Source organism: Lutispora sp. QWL-02 (assembly GCF_058315355.1).
Genome location: NZ_CM177762.1, coordinates 2,126,935 through 2,148,627, shown reverse-complemented (window position 1 = coordinate 2,148,627; position 21,693 = coordinate 2,126,935). Strand labels below are relative to the sequence as shown.

The 21,693-nt window shown below is 44.5% G+C and carries 19 protein-coding genes; 10 read left to right on the top strand and 9 right to left on the bottom strand.

The window, feature by feature from the left end; translation table 11 throughout:
* The first annotated feature begins 1 nt into the window (after position 1).
* The 10 genes from AC4HCY_RS09960 to AC4HCY_RS09915 all read left to right on the top strand — a co-directional run bounded on the left by AC4HCY_RS09960 (position 2) and on the right by AC4HCY_RS09915 (position 11,493).
* The gene (locus tag AC4HCY_RS09960) at positions 2–1,930 is read left to right on the top strand and encodes a siphovirus ReqiPepy6 Gp37-like family protein (protein WP_491095994.1); all 1,929 of its coding nucleotides are present in this window, start codon (positions 2–4) and stop codon (positions 1,928–1,930) included.
* A 15-nt stretch (positions 1,931–1,945) separates the two neighbouring features.
* Positions 1,946–2,449 (top strand): hypothetical protein, encoded by a 504-nt coding sequence (locus AC4HCY_RS09955; protein ID WP_491095993.1) that lies wholly within the window; start codon positions 1,946–1,948, stop codon positions 2,447–2,449.
* Positions 2,450–2,463: 14 nt separating this feature from the next.
* Positions 2,464–4,818, top strand: coding sequence for a hypothetical protein (locus AC4HCY_RS09950; protein ID WP_491095992.1), 2,355 nt, complete (start codon positions 2,464–2,466; stop codon positions 4,816–4,818).
* A gap of 78 nt (positions 4,819–4,896) precedes the next feature.
* Entirely contained in the window at positions 4,897–5,325 is a 429-nt protein-coding gene (locus AC4HCY_RS09945; protein ID WP_491095991.1) for a phage holin family protein, read from the top strand.
* On the top strand, positions 5,322–6,794 hold the full coding sequence (locus tag AC4HCY_RS09940; protein ID WP_491095990.1) for a hypothetical protein: 1,473 nt from the start codon (positions 5,322–5,324) through the stop codon (positions 6,792–6,794). The genes AC4HCY_RS09945 and AC4HCY_RS09940 overlap by 4 nt, the downstream gene beginning before the upstream one ends.
* 22 nt (positions 6,795–6,816) lie before the next feature.
* The gene (locus AC4HCY_RS09935) at positions 6,817–7,533 is read left to right on the top strand and encodes an N-acetylmuramoyl-L-alanine amidase (protein ID WP_491095989.1); all 717 of its coding nucleotides are present in this window, start codon (positions 6,817–6,819) and stop codon (positions 7,531–7,533) included.
* Between the two features lie 134 nt (positions 7,534–7,667).
* The gene (locus AC4HCY_RS09930) at positions 7,668–7,889 is read left to right on the top strand and encodes an SHOCT domain-containing protein (protein WP_491095988.1); all 222 of its coding nucleotides are present in this window, start codon (positions 7,668–7,670) and stop codon (positions 7,887–7,889) included.
* A 50-nt stretch (positions 7,890–7,939) separates the two neighbouring features.
* A complete protein-coding gene (locus AC4HCY_RS09925; protein WP_491095987.1) occupies positions 7,940–9,502 on the top strand; it encodes a recombinase family protein in 1,563 nt (520 codons plus the stop codon).
* The gene (locus AC4HCY_RS09920) at positions 9,503–9,919 is read left to right on the top strand and encodes a recombinase (RefSeq protein WP_491095986.1); all 417 of its coding nucleotides are present in this window, start codon (positions 9,503–9,505) and stop codon (positions 9,917–9,919) included.
* Between the two features lie 2 nt (positions 9,920–9,921).
* Positions 9,922–11,493 (top strand): recombinase family protein, encoded by a 1,572-nt coding sequence (locus tag AC4HCY_RS09915; RefSeq protein ID WP_491095985.1) that lies wholly within the window; start codon positions 9,922–9,924, stop codon positions 11,491–11,493.
* Positions 11,494–11,547: 54 nt separating this feature from the next.
* On the opposite strand, the gene AC4HCY_RS09910 is transcribed toward AC4HCY_RS09915, so the two are convergent.
* The 9 genes from AC4HCY_RS09910 to AC4HCY_RS09870 form a co-directional block, all read right to left on the bottom strand.
* The gene (locus AC4HCY_RS09910) at positions 11,548–12,729 is read right to left on the bottom strand and encodes a hypothetical protein (RefSeq protein ID WP_491095984.1); all 1,182 of its coding nucleotides are present in this window, start codon (positions 12,727–12,729) and stop codon (positions 11,548–11,550) included.
* 620 nt (positions 12,730–13,349) lie between these two features.
* On the bottom strand, positions 13,350–14,261 hold the full coding sequence (locus tag AC4HCY_RS09905; RefSeq protein WP_491095983.1) for a hypothetical protein: 912 nt from the start codon (positions 14,259–14,261) through the stop codon (positions 13,350–13,352).
* Positions 14,262–14,320: 59 nt separating this feature from the next.
* Complete coding sequence (locus AC4HCY_RS09900) at positions 14,321–14,794, bottom strand: hypothetical protein (RefSeq protein ID WP_491095982.1); 474 nt, start codon at positions 14,792–14,794, stop codon at positions 14,321–14,323.
* Between the two features lie 21 nt (positions 14,795–14,815).
* Positions 14,816–16,048 (bottom strand): hypothetical protein, encoded by a 1,233-nt coding sequence (locus AC4HCY_RS09895; RefSeq protein WP_491095981.1) that lies wholly within the window; start codon positions 16,046–16,048, stop codon positions 14,816–14,818.
* 25 nt (positions 16,049–16,073) lie between these two features.
* The gene (qatD, locus tag AC4HCY_RS09890) at positions 16,074–16,811 is read right to left on the bottom strand and encodes a Qat anti-phage system TatD family nuclease QatD (protein WP_491095980.1); all 738 of its coding nucleotides are present in this window, start codon (positions 16,809–16,811) and stop codon (positions 16,074–16,076) included.
* Positions 16,812–16,839: 28 nt separating this feature from the next.
* Positions 16,840–18,201, bottom strand: coding sequence for a Qat anti-phage system QueC-like protein QatC (gene qatC / locus AC4HCY_RS09885; protein ID WP_491095979.1), 1,362 nt, complete (start codon positions 18,199–18,201; stop codon positions 16,840–16,842).
* Between the two features lie 3 nt (positions 18,202–18,204).
* Entirely contained in the window at positions 18,205–18,741 is a 537-nt protein-coding gene (qatB, locus tag AC4HCY_RS09880) for a Qat anti-phage system associated protein QatB (RefSeq protein WP_491095978.1), read from the bottom strand.
* A 304-nt stretch (positions 18,742–19,045) separates the two neighbouring features.
* Positions 19,046–20,986, bottom strand: a complete 1,941-nt coding sequence (gene qatA / locus AC4HCY_RS09875; protein ID WP_491095977.1) for a Qat anti-phage system ATPase QatA — start codon at positions 20,984–20,986, stop codon at positions 19,046–19,048.
* 177 nt (positions 20,987–21,163) lie between these two features.
* On the bottom strand, positions 21,164–21,637 hold the full coding sequence (locus tag AC4HCY_RS09870; protein ID WP_491095976.1) for a hypothetical protein: 474 nt from the start codon (positions 21,635–21,637) through the stop codon (positions 21,164–21,166).
* Between the last annotated feature and the right edge of the window lie 56 nt (positions 21,638–21,693).

The window sequence follows — 21,693 nt, the reverse complement described above, 5'->3', positions numbered from 1 at the left end:
TATGGAACTGTATATCTACAATTCAAACCGCGAGCTTACAGGGATCGTGGAATCCTTTGAATACCTGCGCTGGACGAGACGTTACTCACAGTGCGGCTCCTTTGAACTGAAGGCCATCGCGACACCAGAAAACACTGCGCTTCTGCAAGAAGGTAACTTCATCTGGAAGAACGATGATGAGGAAGCCGGTATCATTGAGCATCTTGAAATGGCTCAGGCGGAAAAAGAAATCATTACCGCAAGCGGCCGCTTTGCTACATCATTACTCTCCCGCCGTATTTTATGGCAAACCGAAGTACTATCCGGAGATCTCTCCGACTGCGTTGAGCAGCTAATAAATCATAACCTCCTCAGCCCCTCTGATGCGGCAAGGAAAATCGATGGCATCGTCTTCTCGTCCCCGAATCTGGGCGTGTCCGTCAGCACCCAGATATCGTACCGGAACCTGATGGATACAGTGACGGAGCTATGCGGTGCCTCGGATATCGGAATTAAAACCGTATTTACTCCGGCTACACGTATCTTTACCGTGACACTGTATAAGGGCGTTAATTCTCAAGCAGTGTTCTCCAAGGAATATGAGAACCTGACGGAACAGAGCTATACAGAGGGCGCGACAGATTATGCCAACACTGCTCTAATCGGCGGCGAAGGCGAGGGAGAAAGCCGAACATTTGCCGCCATTACAAACGGCTCCGGCGAGACCCGGCGCGAAATTTTTGTGGACGCTAAAGACCTGCAGGAGGCTGACTTCGGTACAGGTTATAATGATGCACTGATTTTCCGGGGACAGAGCAAGCTGAGCGAACAGGGAATTCGTTATTCGTTCGATACCTCTGTGAACCCCCACGGCAACTTAACCTACAAGACTGATTTCGACCTTGGACAGACCGTCAAAGTAATCTCCAAGGCATGGGGCGTATCGATGACGACGCGCATCACCGAAGTTGAAGAAAACTATGACGCAGACGGTTTGAACATCAGCGTTGTATTCGGAAAGGCTGAGCTTACAATCGCACAGAAGATCCGTTCCGACATGAGTGCGGTCAAAACGGCGTTATCGGCCCCGACCGGTATAGCTCAGGTAGCGGAAACGCTGGGAGATCTGTCGGAGGTGGACCCGGATATTCAAGGAGAAACCTTTACAGCTACCATGAACAATTTATTCGGAAAGCTGCCCGCGCTTGAAATCAACGTGGGTGCGGGTACTATATCGGCCGGCCAGTATGCTCTTCACAACATGGCAGCAGGAGAAGCCTTTTATTTCACTTCATGGAGCGGCAATAAATTCAGCGACCAGCCGAGTGATGACGGGCATGTCTTTCTGGTAAAACACAACGGTGACAGCACGGGGACCGGTTACCAGAGAGCAATGGGATTCTTTATATCCCGCAACACCATGACTTTCTATGTAATATCTCTTTTCGTATACAACAATCCGTCTGGTACGGCGAACTGGCTGAGCTTTCCACTCGGTGCGCTTACAGACATCGTTGCTGTAGTTCGGGGTAGTACATTTGCGGCCAGTATTAACAATGTATATAACGCACCGGTATCAGGGACGAGGATTGCTAATGGTGCTGTCACTACTGCAAAAATGGCTCAGGAAGTGGATACATCACTCACTTACTCGCTTGGCAGCGATGTGACTATGGGCTATAACATGTCATTTGTAAATAAGGGGGTTGTTTCAATCGGAATGCAGATCAATGTGGGTTCTTCAGGTGTTGCTTCCGGTGGCACGATTCTCACAATCACGAACGCGAACTTTTACCCCTATTCGACGGTGCGCTCAGTGGCGACTGCGGTGGGTGGCAACGGTACCAATATGCCGATTACAATCAATGCAAGCGGCGTGGTGGCGAATGCTGCCGCGTCCACTCTACCTACGGGCTATTATCTAATATCCTGCTCTTACGCGCGGGCTTAACGGGAGGAAATCAATATGGAGAAAAGCGGATTTTTCAACTCATCGGATGGAGACAGAGTTTATGACGCAGCGGATTTCGCATCGTATTTCGGAAGCCTTGTCTCGAACGGTGTATTTTATGCGGTGCCTACAAATCTTCAAGTGTCTCCGGGAAGCGGATTGGCGGTGAGTGTGGCGGCTGGCAGCGCGTGGATTAATGGGTATCGGTATGAGAATACAGACACCTTGAATATACCTCTCACCACGGCAAACGGTAGCAATCCCCGAATTGACCGGATTGTGGTTCGTTTAAGCAAGGTCAGCCGGAATATGCAGCTTGCCATCGTCGTTGGTACACCCGCTGCTACGCCATCGGCTCCGGCACTGACAAGAACCAGTGATGTTTATGAACTTGGTATCGCAGATGTACTGATACCAGCTGCCGCCACGTTGATCGCCGGGAATAACATTACCGATACCAGACTAAATACCAGCCTTTGCGGATTGGTCAATTCACTTGTAACGGCAGTCTATGAATAAGGAGGCGAAGGACAATGGCGGATATTAATGGCGTATCATTTCAGGCGGGTTCAGGCCCAACCGTACATTATACGATAACCTATTCTAAAAGCCGGCCGAACAACAGCCAGATGACCTATAACTTCACCATCTCCGCTGCGCTGGGTTCCTCGGGCTCATACATCCACAGCGGTTATGCTTTGCTTTGTACCATGACCGTAAACGGCTCATCTGCACAAGTGCGCATCAAGGCGGCGGACGGAGACGATTGGGACGGGACCACTCCGAGGCTTAGGTATGTTACAGTCACCTGTGCTTCCACAACGGGAAACGCCACACAGGGTGTGCGCTTCAAGGTGGTGTCGGACGGAAGAATGTCGCTTTCTTCCGGTGTAATCGACAACTCAAGCTATACGGTGTTAAGTTCAGCGCTCCTTACCACAGCTTGCACCGCACCGACTTCCTGTTCGGTAAGCCCTGTACTTTCGGAAGGCGGGGTTACACTTTCATGGAGTGGAGCGTCGGGCGGCATAAGCAATGCAATTTCCAGTTATGAGATTCAGTACAGCGATTCAATAGATAATTCCACATGGGGAGCATGGACAGCGCTGGCCACTGTGGACACCACCGCGACAAGCGGCAGTGTGGCTACATCTCCTCCTTCCACAAGAGGCAATTACCGTAGATTTCAAGTGCGAACACGCGGAACGGCAGGAGCAAGCTATTACTCCGGATGGAAAGTATCCACGAACTCCGTCCGCAGAAATACTGCTCCAAAATCGGCGACTTCAGCCGTCGCTTCTCCCGCAGTATACAGTAACGAGACAATTACGCTGACCTGGAGCGGTGCATCAGGAGGAACCAGTGCGGTGAAGGGCTACCAGATCGCCAGACGCACCTCAACAGACAACAGCACCTGGAGCGCGTGGAGTGTGCTGGCCACGTTGACATTGTCGGCCAGCGGAGGCAGCTATAATCCAGCTGTATCGAGCACGCCAGGAACGTATACTCAATTCGGCATTTGGACGATAGACACGTTTGACGTTTATTCAGTGGAAATAATCAGCAATAGTATCTTCTGCGACGTCACAGCCTGCGGAGCGCCAACCGTCTGCTCGGTGAGTGCGGCACTGGCTGAAGGAAACATTACCCTCTCGTGGAGCGGTGCATCTGACGGCGCAGGCAATGCTATCACGTCTTATGAAATACATTATAGGGACTCGTCCGACAACAGCAGCTGGGGTAATTGGACAGCCCTGATGACTGTGAACACTACCTCCACAAGCAATAGTGTCAGCGTCAGTCCTCCTGTCACGAGGGGTAATTACCGTCAGTTCAGAGTGAGAACACAAGGTGCTGCCGGTGAAAGTTACTACTCTGATTGGACAGTGTCCAGCAATACTGTTCGCAAAAATACACTTCCAACGCCTCCGGTATCCTTTACCGCCGCGCCCGCGATCTATGAAGGAAACACCGTAACCCTTGCGTGGAGCGGAGCAGCGCCGGGAACCAGTGCCATTAAACAGTATGTCATTCAGCGGGCCACCTCCACGGACGGAACGAACTGGTCAGCATACGAAGCACTGACTACCGTCGTTTCAAGTGCCACCTCGGGGACGTATTCAGCGAATGCCTCTCAGATAATCGGAACATATACCCGCTACCGAATCAGCGTAACCGATACCTTAGACGCTGTTTCTTCTTATGTAGTCAGCGGAACAGTGAAGAAAAACAGTCCTCCAACTGCTCCCGTTATCGTCTGTCCGATATCCGGAAGTTCCATCTATAATTCCACTCCACGCTTTATGATTACAACAGGCATCGAGCCGGACGGACAGTCACAGATTGTAGAAGTTAAAATCGATGCGGGTGCCTGGGTTAACAGCGTAGACAATCCCGAGAGGTTTTCCATGAGCGGCTATCTCGGCAACGGTGCTAAAACAATATATCAAGCAGAAACTTTAGAAGCTGGAAACCACACGATTACTATCCGCTGCCTTGATAGTGTTATCGAGTCAGCAAGTCCTGCGGTTGTGCGGACTTTTTCAGTACTGCCGACACCATTTGAGGCAATCACTGCGAACGAAACCCATGTGAAGGCTGCGCATATCAAAACGCTCCGAATAGCAGTAAACACTGTACGGAGTTATTACAATCTGGCCTCCGTAGCTTGGATCGAAGAAATTGTTGCCGGAAAGACCACCATTAAAAACTGGCCGTTCCATATTTCAGAGCTACGAAAAGCCATAGAGCCTGTCATTACAGCGGTTAACAGCTTTGATTCCTCATCAGTCTTTGATGTCCCGCCTGTAACATGGCTGTCCATTGGGACCGGCCGGCCTAAAGCTGCGGTCATGATCCAGCTGCAGGAACTGCTCCTGTCCCTGTAGCCGGATATATGTTTCAGCGTTCTCGCTACGGCGGGAGCGCTTTTTATATACCAAAATTCACATACGGAGGTTTTGTAAATGAAAGAAGTTTGGAACTGGATTCAAGTATTAGTGGCAGCAATAGGCGGCTTTTTGGGCTGGTTTTTCGGTGGCTTTGATGGCTTCCTCTACGCGCTGCTCGTATTCGTAGTCGTGGACTACATTACCGGTGTCATGTGCGCCATCGCTGACAAAAAGCTGTCCAGCGAGGTCGGCTTTAAGGGTATCTGCAAGAAGGTGCTGATTTTCGCAATGGTGGGTGTCGGGCATATCATGGACATCTATCTCATCGGAAACGGCGAGGTTCTTCGCACCGCCGTTATCTTTTTCTACTGCTCCAATGAGGGCGTGTCCATGCTAGAAAACGCGGCGCACCTGGGATTACCTATCCCCGACAAGCTCAAGGCAGCTCTGGAACAGCTTCACGGGCGCAGTGGCGATTCAACAAAGCCGGGTGATGGAGCATGATTGATTTGAAAAAGTCTGCAACGGTGTTCATCGGTCGGCGTGGAGAGAACCATTTCCGCAAGCTGGAGTTTGATGTCTCCGGTTTGCTTGGCAACGAATATCCCAGCGAGACGTTGACTGCCATATATAAACGGCCGGACGGTATTGCCTATCCCGTGGTCACAAGCTACTCAGACGGCGTGCTGACCTGGTCACCCGGCACGGCTGAAACCGAAATCGTCGGTGTGGGACAGCTGGAAATCAGGGTTACCCATGAAGATGTGGTCGGGAAAAGCGCGCGAGTGCTCACCATCGTGGAGGAGGCTCTTTCGGACGGTATTGCCGAACCGCCGGAGCCTCCCGCACAAGAATGGCTGAATCAGGTGCTTTCTGCCCTTGCGGCAATCGATGTGAACGACGCTTATGCGCTGCTCAATCTCACCTACAACCTGTTAAATGATAACTACACCTTGCTTGGCACTACGCACGGATTACTGAACGACAATTATACGTTGCTCAATACCTCACACGGGCTGCTAAATGACAGCCATACACTTCTTAATACTACGCACAACGAAATGTTGAGCATGCGCGACAAGCTGTATACCCGAACTGGAATTATCCTCAACCATCTGCACCCGGTTGAAACAGCCTCAGCACCGGACATGGCGAGCCGGAGAGCGTCCATTACCTTTGCCGGTATCTCGGCGGGCAACAACATGATTTTAGACAGCGTGACCTATACGTTTGTTACAGTTTTGAGCATCCCTGCGGCAAATACCGTGCAGGTACTGGTTCAGAACAATCTCAGCAGCACTGTGAAAAAGCTGGCTGAAGCCATAAGGGGTGTACAGGATGCGGTGAACATTGCCTACGGTAGCGGAACAAATCCGCATCCTACCTGTACGGGTTACTGGACTAAACAGCGGTTTTCTGTGGGGGATATATCCATTGCCCCCGGAGAAAGTCTATTCTTGTTGGAAAAGTCTGAGGACACCAACACAGCTCTGACACTGACCTCCACCGCTGCGTCAACCATCAACGCTTTCACTCGAATGCCACACCTTCGGTACGTCTTGTCGGGGAATATCACCGGATCGGGTGGTGCAAACAGCGTCAGAGGTCCTCTGCATACAATTCTGCCCATAGGTAGTGTGGTAATCGGCGGTCAAGACGACCCTCTTATCCCAGTGCCATATGATTGCCACCTGGTCACTATCTGCCGTCAATCGGATACAAGCGAAAAAGAACTGGATTTCTATATTTCAAACGACGAGCAGACATTTACTCGAATCTCAAGGAGCACGCCTATTGGTTCGGACAGCTCCGCAGAGGCCCAGCACGTTCAGATCGCCATGCGGCAAAGTCGGGTGCCCGCCGGTTACGGACTGTATATCCGCATCGGAAGCAATGGCACATCAGCCTCTGCCTATTGCGACTTGAAGTTTACTTATCATCTGTATCCAGCCGCACTTGCGGCTGATAACTAAATTGAACTGTGAGGTGCTTTTCATGAACCTGCATAAACTCATTCTGACGAATAACGCCTGCTACAAAACAGGTAGATCAATTAACCCTAAAGGAATTATGGTTCATTCCACCGGAGCCAACAACCCTAATTTGAAACGTTACGTCAGCCCGGATGACGGACTGCTTGGTAAAAACCAGTACAGCAACCACTGGAACCAGAACACACCGGATGGCCGGCAGGTCTGCGTCCATGCCTTTATTGGTAAGCTGGCGGATGGTTCCATCGCCACGTACCAGACACTACCGTGGAATATGCGCGGCTGGCACTGCGGCAGTGGTTCCAAGGGCTCCGGCAACGACACGCATATTTCATTTGAGATTTGTGAGGATGGCTTGACTGATGCAACCTATTTCAATAAAGTATATACAGAAGCAGTCGAACTTTGCGTGCATCTTTGCAAGCAGTATGGGCTGACGGAAAAGGATGTCATTTGCCATAGTGAGGGTTATAAACTCGGTATCGCCAGCAATCACGGTGATGTGATACACTGGTTCCCGAAGCACGGCAAATCGATGGACACCTTCCGTGCCGATGTAAAAGCGGGGCTTGCTTCAGCCGCACCCGTCGAGGCGACCACACCGAAGAAATACTACCGTGTGCAACTTGGCGCATTTTCTGTGAAGGCGAATGCTGAAGCAATGCTAAACAAGGTCAAAGCGGCTGGTTTCACTGATGCCTTCATCAAATACAGCGAATAAACATATACGTAGTCATGCCTACTGGAAATTATCTCTCTGGTAGGCATTATTTTTTTGCTCATTTTTCGTCAAAACGGCTCTCTCACCTCCAGTGGGTAGTGAAGACAGAGATTTTTAGACTGGAGGAGAAATACATGGCTAATGTTACTGGTGCAATACCAGAAATCAATTATGAAAAGAAATCTGTTCCACAGGAGCAATTGCAACGCGAGGTTGATTATGTGCGAGCACAGCGGATACTCAATTCCATGCTTCAAAGTGGACTTATTTCCTTGTCGGAATTCAACAAGATAACCGCACTAAACCGCAAATCTTTCTCACCGGTGCTGGCACAGATTATGCCTGGAAATCGTTGATATTACTGAACTTCAGAGTTAATATGTCACACTGACAAGGAGGTGAGAAATTGAAAAAGGTAACGAAAATCGCTGAAAATACATCAGATTTTACAGAGTCTCCTAAACTGCGTGTTGCTGCTTACTGCCGTGTGTCTACAGACAGCGATGAACAGCTCGAGAGTTTGGACACTCAAATAAAGCACTATCAATCCTACATCAATGCAAATCCCGAATGGGAGTTTGCCGGACTTTATTATGACGAGGGCATCACCGGCACCAAAAAGGAAAAGCGCCCTGATCTACTCCGAATGATTGCTGACTGTGAAAACAGAAAAATCGACCTCATCGTAACGAAGTCTATCAGCAGGTTTGCCCGGAACACGACAGACTGCTTGGAACTGGTCAGAAAGCTGCTTGACCTTGGTGTTTTCATTTACTTTGAGAAAGAAAACATCAACACAGGCTCAATGGAAAGCGAACTCATGCTGTCAATCCTGAGTGGACTGGCCGAAAACGAGTCGTTCTCTATTGCTGAAAATAACAAATGGTCGATAAAGCGCAGGTTCCAAAACGGGACGTTCAAGATTTCCTATCCGCCTTATGGCTACGATACTACTGAAGGAAAGCTGGTCATAAACAAGCCACAGGCGGAAATAGTGCGTTTTATCTTCTCTGAAATTTTATCCGGCAATGGCACCGGGAAAATTGCGAATGAGCTGAACCACCGCAACGTGCCCTCCAAGAAAGGCGGCCGTTGGACAGCGACCACTATTCGCGGAATAGTCGGTAATGAAAAATACACAGGCGACGCTATTTTTCAAAAGACCTACACCGATACGCACTTCAACCGCCACTACAATTACGGCGAAAAAGACCAGTATCTGATTAAGAACCATCATGACGCGATTATCAACCATGAAGATTTTGATGCCGCGCAAGCTATCATTGAACAGCGCGGCAAAGAAAAAGGCGTGGAAAAATATCAGGATAAGTATCAGAACCGATATCCGTTTTCAGGTAAAATCATCTGCAGTCAATGTGGCGGCAAATTCAAGCGCCGTATCCACTCTACCGGCAGGCATAATATCGCCTGGTGCTGTACCAATCATATTGAGGACGCCAAGAAATGTTCAATGAAGTACATTCCAGAGTCTGATTTTGAATATGTGTTTGTAACTATGATGAATAAGCTCATCTTTGGCCATCAAATTGTTTTAAGGCCTTTGCTGATGAGCCTTCGCGGTATCAACTCCGAGGACATTATAGCAAAGCTGTACGACCTTGATAAAAAGCTCGAAGAAAACGCGGATCAGCGAAAGGTACTGGTTGGTCTTATGACCAAAGGCTATCTTGAGCCTGCTGTTTACAATAAGGGGAATAATGAACTTCTGCAGGAAGCGGAACGTATACAGCGCCAGAAAGAATCCATATCCCGCTTCATAAACAGCGATAATATAAACCTACATGAGGTCAGCGAGCTCCTGCAATATGCAACAAAGTCGGAAATGCTCAATGGCTTTGACGGTGAACTGTTTACCCGCTTTGTTGAGCGGATTCTTGTATATTCACGGACAGAAATCGGGTTCGAATTAAAATGCGGCATTACGCTGAAAGAAAGGTTGGTGAGATAAATGAGCCACACTCCATATGGCTACCGGATTATAAATGGAAGAGCCGTTGTTGATGAACAAGCTGCAAAGCAGATAAAAACATTATTTCAATCTTATCTAACCGGTGATTCATTGGCAACGGCAGCAAAGAAAGCCAGAATTATATCCTTCCATGCTGGAATCAGCAGGATGCTTCAGAATAAGCACTACCTCGGTGATGAATATTATCCTGAAATAATCGATCCAGACATATATGTGGCTGCCCAAGCGGAACGTATCAGACGGGCAGAAAAACTTGGACGAATTCGCAAATCAGATACACAAAAAGAGGTTGTCTATCCATCTAAATTCCGTATCAGCGAAGGAACAGAACGGTTTGACGATCCGTTCCAGCAGGCGGAATATGCATACAGCCTGATAGAAAGCGAGGAACTGTAAAAATGGAAGAAAAAATGACAGTTACACTACTTCCGGCAAGGAAAAAAGCTGGTTTAGTAAAAAGGGATGAAGAAAACCCGAAGCTCCGTGTAGCTGCTTACTGCCGCGTTTCCACCGACAGCGACGAACAGGAAACCAGTTATGACGCGCAGATTACTCACTATACTGCATACATAAACAGCCACCCAGACTGGGAATTAGCTGGCATTTATGCAGATGACGGTATCTCTGGCACCAACACAAAAAAACGTGAGGGATTTAACCGTATGATTGATGACTGTATGGCGGGCAAAATCGACAAGGTAATCACTAAGTCGATAAGCCGATTTGCTCGGAATACAGTGGATTGCTTGAATTACATCAGAAAGCTTAAAGACAAAAACATCCCGGTATATTTCGAGAAAGAAAACATTGATAGCATGGATTCCAAGGGTGAAATCATGCTCACCATCATGGCGTCCCTCGCTCAACAGGAAAGCCAATCCTTAAGCCAGAATGTAAAACTGGGTCTACAGTACCGTTATCAGCAAGGTGAAATCCAGATAAACTGTGCACGATTTCTCGGTTATACCAAAAACGAAAACAAGAAACTGATCATTGTTCCGGAAGAAGCCGAGGTTGTAAAACGTATTTACCGGGAATATCTCGAGGGTGCCAGTATGTTGAAAATTGCTCGTGGCCTCGAGGCTGACGGCATTCTGAACGGCGCGGGCAATAAAAGATGGCACACAAGCAACATTAACCAGATTTTGCGAAATGAAAAATATATCGGTGATGCTCTTTTGCAAAAAACATATACCACTGACTTCCTCACTAAAACAAGAGTGAAGAACCATGGCCTTGTTCCTCAGTATTATGTTGAAAACAGCCATGAAGCCATCATCCCGCGTGAAATTTTCATGCAGGTACAGGAGGAGCTCATCCGTCGCCGCATCGTCCACACTAGCCCAAATGGGAAAAATAGGACCTTTAGCAGTACGCACAGCTTTTCAAATATGATTATCTGTGGATGCTGCGGCGAATTTTTCCGCAGGATTCATTGGAACAACCGGGGAAAAAGGTCGGTTGTATGGCGCTGCATCAGCAGGCTGGAAAACACCGGCCAATTCTGCGATGCCCGCACAGTGTTGGAGAGCACCATTGAGCAGGCACTGGTAAGCGCTATCAATCAGACACTCTGTGACAAAGACGCCTTTCTTTCCATTCTTAAGGACAACATCGAAACCGTCCTAAGCCATGAAAACGACACAACCCTGGCTGACATCGACAAGCGGCTGGCGGAGCTTCAGTTAGAGCTTGTGAAGCTGGCAAGTTCCAAGGCTGATTATGAGAAGGTCGGCAATGAAATCTACCGCCTGCGAGATGAAAAGCAAAAAGTACAGGTGGAAAATATCAACCGTGACGAAGTCAAGAAGCGCATCGCCGATATGGACGCTTTCCTGCGAGAACAGCCCACCACCATTACTGAATATGATGAATCCCTTGTCCGGCGGATGATTGAAAAAATCACCGTCTACGTGGATAAATTCACTGTGGAATTTAAGTCTGGAGTAACGGTGGATGTGAATGAATGAGCATAAAAACAAACGAGGCACTCTACGAAATTACAACGTAGGGTGCCTTGGTTTTTAAATGTAAGTGAACTCTCTTATTGACGATTCTATAGGTCTTGCATCGCTTACATTGAACAAAACTAAATTCTTCCCAATAATTTTTTGTGTTCTCGTACAAGGATAAATAATTCCCGTTACCCCGTTGTTTTCCAGGTACTTTGATAAAATATGAAATGACTTATATGCTTTTTCTTTCTTGTCCTCATCCTTTTCGTCTACTTTTTTATATATACAGCTACATACCATCTTTAAGTATTGCTTTGCATATGACTCTTCAATAATATTTTTATCTACTGGGTTTTTATCCATAAGGGCCAAAATATCTTTTTTCAATTTCTTTTTATTTTTATATTTCTCATATGCATTGGGGTTCGACAATAGCTCATCAATCATCTTCTTGACACTATCATTATAATAATCATCTACGATGCTTTTAATTTTGGATAAGGATACATCGTTATATGATAAATCTAAAATATTGCCTTCTTTTACTGGCTCAAAACGGCAAAAAGAATAGTTACATCCAATATTCGCCCTATATTCTTCTAAGCAGATATATTCATTTAATGATAGCTGATCTGTGTATTTTGCTTCTTTGTCACTAAATGATAAATATAGATACTGCTTTCCCGGAGGATTCCATCTGTTATTTGTTTTACTTGGCCAAGGAATAAAGCGATCTGCTTTATGTCCAACGCCTTCTACAACTCTACATAAAACATCACTGTCTTTTAACTTATAAAAAAATCTATCTTTATGTAAATTAATGCATTTTTTAAATATATCATCGAAAATTTCTAAAAATCCTTTGTAGCCATCATCCTTTTTATAAACATCCTCCCACTGTTGCTCGATCAAATATGCTGCACTTTCTAACTGAATGTCACTAATTAATTCTTGAAAATACTGTGCATCCAATGCACTATTATAGAAAATACTATATTTCCCCAAAATTTTAATGTATTCAATAACTGTATCAAGAGTAAAAAAAGCGTCAGTTCCTATAATATCGTTCATTGCTGCAAACACGCTGGTTATCTTGTTTAAAAAATATGCTAACTTTTGTGAATTCACTCCTGGTATCCAAATATCATTTCTGATACGTTTGCTAATATAGTTCATTTCATGAACATAATTCGTTGAGAGATTTTCTAATTTATTGAGTTCGATCAAGACTAGCATATCCATATCTGGCATATATTAACCTTGCTCCCTTCACTAGTAATAATAAGAAACAACGGATGGGTTATTATAATTACCAGGTAATGATCAAATTGTATGCAAACATCCAACCTGACCACACAACCCTGCCAAAATCAAAAAACATCTAAATCGACCACTCGCAAACCTATGTTATCTAAATCGACCACTGGTCAAGCACTGACATCTAAATCGCTCTGTCAGCTAAAATATCATGGCTCTGGACTTGTTCCCACGAAGCAATATTTTCACGATTTTAGTACATCGAATATTTTCTCTCAAACCTCAATAAGCCCAGTATTACTGGGCTTTCCAAACACCTACTCTTTTACCCTTGACATCAATACCACGCACTCAACATGCCTTGAGTGCGTAAAAAAGATGTCGCACCCCTCTGGTACCCCCTTGGCGGGGAGGTATATTTCAGAAACAGACGCCTGGATAGGCCCTTTTCCCCGTCGATTTAGCATCTGCTTTTACGTTACAATTTAGGTGAATTGTAAGCAATAAAACCCTCAAAAGTGTGTTCATCTCTTGAAGGCTTTATTCGGTACAATTTCTTGTCAGCATAAGCATTCTTAAACGCTACCGGCAGAGCAGGGAAGTATCACCGTTTTTTACTCTTGCTCGATTCCTTTTATATACTTAGATTTACTCGTATCATTTTCCTCGAAAACAATCTCCGTAATTTCTTCACATTCTTCACATTGTAAGAACAACTTTTTAACTATTCCATCTTCGGTTGTTTCGTCGTTGACTATCTTCAGCTTTTTACTTTTACATGACCTACATTTATATTGAGATATTGGATCAAAAACCTTTTGCCGAATATTCTCATAAACACCTACTAAAGATGTACAGAGAGTAACACACGTCGATATCTCATAAAAGGTCGCACTGATAGAATGTGTAATTTTACAAGCATAATCCCATGTCGCTTCTGTAAGTTTCTTAATGATGCTTCTATAGTCACTATTTTCAGAACCAGCTAAATAAAACTGGACAAACAATTCTGCTTTCCTTTTGAAATTAGATGCTTGTGGTTGTTCACCATCACCAGCCATATCTGCAGAATAAATAGAATTTCCCAATTCTATTAGAATCTCTCTGCATTGAACTCCTATTGACTGAAAATCTTCAATTTCAGCGGCAGAATCAATCAATGTGGCTACACTTTTTAACTTCCTGAATAATTGAGGAGCTATGTCATTATTTAAGGTAATAGCTTCAACAAATTCCTCTGGTTTATAATCAATCGAAGCATTCATTCTTTCCATTAAGCCCATGTGAAAGGAGTAAACTTCATCTGCCGAAAAATAGTAAGCTTCTTGTGGGTACAAATTCATGGGAACAGAGTCCCCTTCCACAACCCACCAGGCGCCATCCGAATCAGTTTTAACATTCCAAACTCGCACTTCTGTACCCAGATCATTAAAAGTATGTTCCGGTTTGGCACTTAAAACTTTACATTTATTTTGACTCTGCCATTCAACATATTGAGCAACTTCTTCAAAATTTCTTTCGGCCATCTCAATTGTATCCTCCTATATATCAACAGTATCAACAAATGCAGATAATACTTTAACATTTACGCTAAGCTATAAAACCTAGAGAAGTTTTTTGCTCGATACTTTTCGAACTGCGATTTTGCGTATTCTTTTGGTTCACCCGTTATAGGATCTTTTTTCTTTCCATTAAACCATATACTACGTTTCCCGGCATTTTTGCCGGTCTTATTTGTTACACATTCTTTTAAAAACTCTTCCGACGACATGATCCACATTTTCTCTAAGCGTTCCGAATAAAATATAAAGAAATAATTAGGTCTATACTCATGAGTCATTGCGGCAAATAATGCCGCATCGCCATCCGTAACATCCTTAGATCTTGCTTTGATCTGAACTTCTATAAAACTTCCGTCCTGTTTTCGAATAACGACATCAATTCCATCATCATCTACTAAAGGAACATAACAATCAATGCCTTCTTTCAGCATTAAACCTATTATGTAATACTCCATTCTTTTACCGAATCCCGCACTATGCCTGAATGAAATTGCCATACAACTCACCGCCTAACTATTCTAATCGCTCTCATCTTCTATTAGCTCAAATATATGTTTACTTTTACCTAAAAGCTCGTCATCCTTTTCTGTAAGAGGATCAAGCCAATCAGCCTTATCACGAGCCCATTTCAGCCATTTAGAGAGCATCTCCTTTTTTCCTTCGTCGGAAACGTCGTTTATTTGTCTTTCCATACAGTAAGCAAATCTTCTTATTTTTTCGGCTTTGTCCCAGTCCGAAGCGGCTTGCTCTAGAAGCTTTATCTCTTCTAATTCGCCCTTTCTCATCTGCTCAAGGCGCCGCTGTCTTTTGTGTTCTTCCCATTCTCTTTTTTCTTCTCGTTCCTTCAATTCGTCTAAAGCTAAATGCTTATTTGCAACAACAAACATATCATAAATAATTTTCCCTACCTGGGTTTCCAAGGGTTCGTTATCATTATCTTTATAATCCATATTGCAATGGCCACTATCAGTAAACCAACTCTTCGCAGACATGGATAACACCAAATATGTCTGGGCTTCAGAGCTATTTTGAGAGCCGCGTTTTTTTCTTAACTCTTCTTTTAGCTCAAAATAAAACGCTGAACGCATAATAACAAAATAGGCTCTGTCCTTGCCCTCTTCTATACTAACGCGAGTATATCCCTCCATCTCTTCAAGCGTACTCATAATTGCATCCAGAATTCTATACGCTTTGTTTATGCTAGATTCAGAAACATTTATCGGGAGGATGGGATTATTATCTCTGTATTTGCTTTTCACGTTAGCATAATAGCTTGAACTGAAATTAGCCTGTTTTAGCGCCTTGTCTCTCTTTTTTCTATAAATAACTTCTTCCTTATGCTCTGTAATTAAACGATGAGGACTTCTAAGCTGGCCTTTCACCTGAACTTGAGAACATATTTCCTTTATAAACTTCTTTGTCTCATCTTTTAGCAAACATAATTCTTCATCAGCCATTAACTCTGCATCAGTTAATCGTTCAATGTCGGTCCTATACTTTATAGCATAATTACGGACATGCTTCTTAAGTTCACCTGTTACTTTCGGCAAAGCTGTTTTTGGCACTTTTTGCCCTGCTTTAACTCTCGCCCAATAACCACTAGGTGGCAGCGGAATTCCGAGCCTTTTGCAATGCTTACGTAGCCCGTTATCGGACATTCCATACCTTTTCGCAACAGTAATTACAGGCTCAGACCATATCTCATTATATAATTCTTCTCTTTCATCTGCAGTTATATATTTAAAATCCACAAAACCACCTTCACTATAAGTGTCATCAACATATTTCAAATAATCGACGGCTTGTTTCAGCAATGCATGTCGATACTTCATTTCCCTTTATTGTAGCTAACTCATTAAGGCAATAAGTTAACTTTCGTTTGAGCTGATCAACCGTCTTTATATCTGAAATGAATGGAGCATCAGATTCTAATAATAATCGGTCGCCAGGAACTTTCTGTACTATCAACCGCCCATTTGGAGAATTAAGCATATACTCATTAACCGAGAAAAAGCAGCCAAGTTCTATGGCTCTATCGAGTTGTTTTAATGTTCCTGAATACCAATGCAAGATACAATTATTATGTTTTGTACAATCGTATCTTTCCAAAATATCCAGTACGTTTTTATCTGACCGGACGGAATGGATTGATATAATTTTCATTGGTGATCTTTGACACCACCCGATAATTTGTGAGAAAACATCAATCTGACTTTCTTTGGAGTGATAAAACTGCTTGTTGAAATCCAGGCCAATCTCACCAACAAATCTGGTTGTGCTTATATATTTTTCAATTAAAGCGAGTTCATTGATTCTTTCAAAGACAAGCTGCGGATGTAATCCCAAAGCAACTTGGACATTGGAGAAACCACTGAGCTTTTGCTTTTCAATCTCATACGCCTTTGGCGTTGTTGTCATTGCCAATAGATTGATTCGTTCTTCCAATGCTGATTTGCTGAATTCAACCATGGATTGCATCAAATCTACATGGCAATGCATATCATAAATATCCATAACCAGTCACCACACAATACAAGCTTTATTATGTCTGCCTCTCGCTTTCGGTACTTTTAATTATGAAATCATCAACCTCCAACAGCCCTCTCAGGTATACATCCGATAATTCCTGCAGATAAGCGCTATCTCCAGAAAGAGGACCGCTTTTGTGTATTAGAATTTTAGCCCGTTGCGGCTGTTCCTTGATTTTATTAATAGAAATTTGAAAAGAACGGAGTTGTACTCCTTTGCCTTTTTCATGGTTGGCAGCTATTTCTGAAACGTTGTCTATTAAGTAAGGGGTGCTGTCTCCTTCTTCCCTAAATGCCTTGTTCATTGCCGCTCTACGGATGATACATGGAACACAATACCCGCAATGCTGAGGAGCAGCACCGCTCCAACGAGCTTTCTGCGGGGAAGAACAGGAAATTGAATCTTGAATCACTTGCAATAGAAATTCCTTGTTCAAACACTCGTCAGCCATTTCTCCCTTTGTTCTATTCCAATATGGATTTTGAATGGAAAACTCGATTCCTAAGCCTCGTAGCACCTGATTCCACGAATCCAAGTAAAAGGGATGTGTTGTCCGTGTGCTGTGCGAGCCGATGCGCAGTTCATCCAACGGTACATTTAATGCTATCAAGCCATTTTCGGGAACTTCCAGGGTCGATACTCCCTTCATCCCACTCATGGCAAAGATACCAAGCGCTATGAATAGAAACGACCGGCTTCTCGTTGTGTTTTCATTCCCTCCGCCTGGAATCAGGTTTTTCTCAAAAACCATCCATAAGTCGAGATATAGCGGAGCAAGCTCGGTATATTTACCTTGGAAATGAGCTAGCAACTTGCTTTGGGCATTTTTTGTATGCGCGTCACCCGCATGGCTTATAAGAGCAGTTTTATGATGGTTTTCCAAGTGATTGATCGTCCCGATCAAACTATCCATTCCGCCTGAAAAAAGGGTAACCGCGTCAAATTCCGGCGGGGGAGTTTCATCTTTAGGTTTCTCCGAAAGTTCCTCGTCTCTTTTTCTGAACGATATTGTCCATCTGTCTCCCGTCAGGAAATTTAACATCCTTGTAAACAATCCTCCAAGAGGCGTCCATTTTTCAAGGTTATAAACAGGTATTTCAATAGCGATTTCTCTTGTCCAGCTGTCTTGTGAGTGGAGGCTTCGGGAAATCCGTGTATCGGCAAGATAGACTAAGCCCGCGAGGCTGAGAATATCGATTCCATCTTCGGTTGGATATATACCATTCTCCTTAAGCTTTTTCATGGCATGACTTATCCCATATTGAAGCGTGCCATCATCACTCCTGAAAGGTACGGTAACCGCTATGTAATCCGCTCTGTTCGCCGATGCGACTTCTTTGTGAACATAATCACCGACAAGAAGATACTTATTCATGCGCTATTCCTCCAGTCCTGATAAAATATCATAAGCTGTGCGATAGATTGAATCAACTATGGCTTTCGTTTGCGATGTATCTATGGAACGGATATCTACATTCAGCTTGGAAACCGAATCCGAAACCGCTCCCTTTATATAGTCCTTGAGTTGCCCCTGAAGGCTCTCAACTTGAGCGACATCATCGGGCAAGGCGAATAATTTGTTCCCGATGTCATTTACAAGCCTTTCCTCGATAACATTAGCCATATAGATTTCCGTAAAAGCGAGAAACTCGGGAGGGGTGAGAGATTCAATCGTCTTGTCCTCCCAATCAGGCAATGTGGAAAGCGCTTCGATATAAGAGTTTCTGGCAATTCCTTCATCAGTGCTCCCGCCGTCCGGACAAACAAAGTCCATTATACGGAGCAAAACATCAGACGCGCTTTTTCCGATAATATCCCCAAGCTTATAATCTCTGCTCGTTTCCGCTACGCCGCGATTAACGAAACTGCTGAACACGGAAACTAAGCGGGCAGTACTGTTTCGTGCAGAACCCAACCGAGTAGTCGCGTTTTGAGATCCCCCCAATGAGTGCCGCACGTAATTAGACGTAGCTCGATGTAAACTTCCGCCTCCACTGCCACCACTATTTACATATCGTGTAAAATTACTGCGAGGAGCTGAAAAGCGTTTTGGGTCGGCCGGTTGAGGTTGTGCCGGTTGGGGCTGCTCTGGTTGAGGTTGTCCTGGCCCTGGTTGTAATGGCTGTTGATCACCATCATTATCACCCAACCAGGAAGGTACCAGCGGCGTATTACCGTTTTGCCCACGGTTACTTGTTGATGTTCCCATTTTTCACCCCTCACTTCCGCGTATTATTCAAAGCCGCTTTCACCAAGCCATTACCCTCTTTTGAAAGGCTTTCATAATATTTACCTAAACGTGATTTCGGATTTTCAGTGGTTACGCATTTATCCCATCCGCTGCAAATCCAAACTCCGACTCTCTTACAATCAAACGTTTCAATTAACGCAATTAAGGATGGCTCTAAATCGCTATGCTGTGAAACAAGCGCCTTAATGCCTTCAATACCTTTCGGCATCATAGTAATATCGCCATTCTTAAGTATCTTTGATGATAGAACCTCAAAGACTTTCCTGGCATCTGCGTGAGACAATGCTTTAATCTCGTCATTGGCACTAGCTATATTCATTGAGCCACCCATGAGCTTACTGATGAGAATCCGTAGCTGATCAGACTTAACTTGATCAAAGAAAAAGTCTTCTTTTTCTTTACTGGCGAAAAAGTATGGACGTAAATCAATTTCGCCCAATAGGGGTTCACTGGATGCCCACGCGGTAAAATCCGCATTATTTTCCCATGGTTCTAAGTCTTTGTTTTTTTCAGGCTTAGGGACCACAGCCAGGGTTTTCGTTTTTTCTGACTTTGGTTTGTCCGTATCCTCAGCCGATGTTTCTGCTTCTTTAGTAGGTTCCAGGAGCAGTATTTCAAAGGTGTGAAGCAAATCACATTTTCCGTTATCATCTGTTAAAGCGGCTATTTTTTTATATTCGTCTACGAAGAAATATTCTGCGAGCATCATTTTAGCCAAAATGGGGATTTGAATGGAATCTCCAAAACCTCTTGCTTCAGCAATTCTATCCCGCAACAGCAACATGTTGATAAAACGCTTGATTTTTCGCGGATTACCTTGGGTGTTCTTCGCCAATATATCCGCTATCTGGTTCGATACGGTTATTTCATTCGATATAGAAGAATATGTTTCGCCGAGAGCTTCTTTAAGCTGTTCAATTGTGAAGCCTAAATTCTCCCACGGCTTCTTCATTTTATCAATCGCGACCGTCAATAGCTTATTAAACTCAACGCCATCCTCTTTTAAACATGACCCTATCAGCAGTAGAGTTATGTACATTCCAGATTCAATTTCGCCTAACGCGGGAATGCGAAACGGCACTTGAATTAATTTTTCTAAATAACGCTTAGAGTATTCAAACCCTGTCCGGATGTCACCGTCATCGGGCAGATCAGGGAAGTGATTGCGTACTGCGTACTCAATCATAGCTTCATCTGCGGCTATAACGAAGGCTGTGGACTTAGAGAACATAAATAGGCGAACAGCCTCCAACGTCTCGATTGTGACCTTGGGCAGACATCTGTCTAAATCATCTATGAGCACGACAAGTTTTTTAACCTTTGATTCTTGCAAAAGTTCTTCAAAAGACTTTTGAAATTCTGAGAATTCCTTTGCCAGAGAATTATCTTCAAACACTTTGGCGTCTGTGAGATATTGGCCCACACTTTCAATGGCGGTCGTCACTTTTTCTTTATCGGTTACTGAACCTTTCAGATTATCCATCAAGTTGCTTAATAATCCAATGGGAGGAATACCAGTAGCAGCAGAAAAAGCTACGCTACCTGCAGCTTTTGCCACGCTGAGCCAATTGATGTTCTTCCAGAGTTTTTTCAATATGATCTTTGCCTCTGCGGATGGTTTTCGCTTTTCCGTTAATTCGGAAACAATCGCGCTCATCAAGGCGATTTTAGCGTCTTCGAAACCTTGATGTTTCCAACCGTTGAAGCGTATGCACTCGATTCCACCTTTTTGCGCTGAAAGCTCATCCTCAACCATCGCTAAGATGCTCGATTTCCCGGCACCCCAATCCCCGTGAACCCCAATAGAGATAGGACGGTCGTCACACTCTTTAATGAGTTCAGCAACTGTCTTCGCGATGGCGCGATTATTCAGCATGTCAATTTTGGTTTCATTATCCGATAGAATCATACCGATACCCCCGAGTGCCGTTTAAATCTCTTTGAATAATAATTAAAATCAATATCGCACTTTCAGTAGAATTTTCTATATTATACCATATTCAAGGGTAAATTTGTAGAAAATTCTGTGTATATAGACTCAGAAAGCAGAATATATAGCAAAAAACAAGCCTTTCGGCTCGTTTCTTCAATCTGGCTCAATGATAATCGGCTCGGAAACATCTTCTCCGGCTACAACGATAGGAGCAACTTCTGACAAATACTTTCTGAGCTTTTTCGCCATAGGCTTGAAAGTAGCCAATGTAAGCAGACCAGACGTTGCAGCACCGATGCCGGGAATGATTTTAGAAACTCCTTTTCCAAACACATCCTTTGTCATTTTGACACCGAGATACCCCGCCACTTTTTTGACTATTGGGTAAATCGCGCCTTTGGTTAGTGGCTTTGCCGCTATTTTTGCTCCTATTTTTGGCGCGGCGTTCGCCGCTATCTTATTCAGTGCTGCATTAGCCATTTGAACGCCCGACATCACACCGATGAATAATGTCAACGTTTGCTCCGTACCGTCATCCATACCGTTTTCGCTAAACAGCTCGTCCCAACCGTAGAGGTATGCCAGTTTTTGGGCAATCCGTAGGACATGAGCGTAAAACTGTGCCAAATCAGCGGGTATCGTAGCGGCTATAGCCGCTCCTCCGGGAAGACCCGCTGCTGCTG

Bases quoted from the DNA above. Each gene is read 5' to 3' on its own strand.
- AC4HCY_RS09960 (WP_491095994.1), top strand. From the start codon at position 2: ATGGAACTGTATATCTACAATTCAAACCGCGAGCTTACAGGGATCGTG.
- AC4HCY_RS09955 (WP_491095993.1), top strand. From the start codon at position 1,946: ATGGAGAAAAGCGGATTTTTCAACTCATCGGATGGAGACAGAGTTTAT.
- AC4HCY_RS09950 (WP_491095992.1), top strand. From the start codon at position 2,464: ATGGCGGATATTAATGGCGTATCATTTCAGGCGGGTTCAGGCCCAACC.
- AC4HCY_RS09945 (WP_491095991.1), top strand. From the start codon at position 4,897: ATGAAAGAAGTTTGGAACTGGATTCAAGTATTAGTGGCAGCAATAGGC.
- AC4HCY_RS09940 (WP_491095990.1), top strand. From the start codon at position 5,322: ATGATTGATTTGAAAAAGTCTGCAACGGTGTTCATCGGTCGGCGTGGA.
- AC4HCY_RS09935 (WP_491095989.1), top strand. From the start codon at position 6,817: ATGAACCTGCATAAACTCATTCTGACGAATAACGCCTGCTACAAAACA.
- AC4HCY_RS09930 (WP_491095988.1), top strand. From the start codon at position 7,668: ATGGCTAATGTTACTGGTGCAATACCAGAAATCAATTATGAAAAGAAA.
- AC4HCY_RS09920 (WP_491095986.1), top strand. From the start codon at position 9,503: ATGAGCCACACTCCATATGGCTACCGGATTATAAATGGAAGAGCCGTT.
- AC4HCY_RS09915 (WP_491095985.1), top strand. From the start codon at position 9,922: ATGGAAGAAAAAATGACAGTTACACTACTTCCGGCAAGGAAAAAAGCT.
- AC4HCY_RS09910 (WP_491095984.1), bottom strand. From the start codon at position 12,729: ATGCCAGATATGGATATGCTAGTCTTGATCGAACTCAATAAATTAGAA.
- AC4HCY_RS09905 (WP_491095983.1), bottom strand. From the start codon at position 14,261: ATGGCCGAAAGAAATTTTGAAGAAGTTGCTCAATATGTTGAATGGCAG.
- AC4HCY_RS09900 (WP_491095982.1), bottom strand. From the start codon at position 14,794: ATGGCAATTTCATTCAGGCATAGTGCGGGATTCGGTAAAAGAATGGAG.
- qatD (WP_491095980.1), bottom strand. From the start codon at position 16,811: ATGGATATTTATGATATGCATTGCCATGTAGATTTGATGCAATCCATG.
- qatC (WP_491095979.1), bottom strand. From the start codon at position 18,201: ATGAATAAGTATCTTCTTGTCGGTGATTATGTTCACAAAGAAGTCGCA.
- qatA (WP_491095977.1), bottom strand. From the start codon at position 20,986: ATGATTCTATCGGATAATGAAACCAAAATTGACATGCTGAATAATCGC.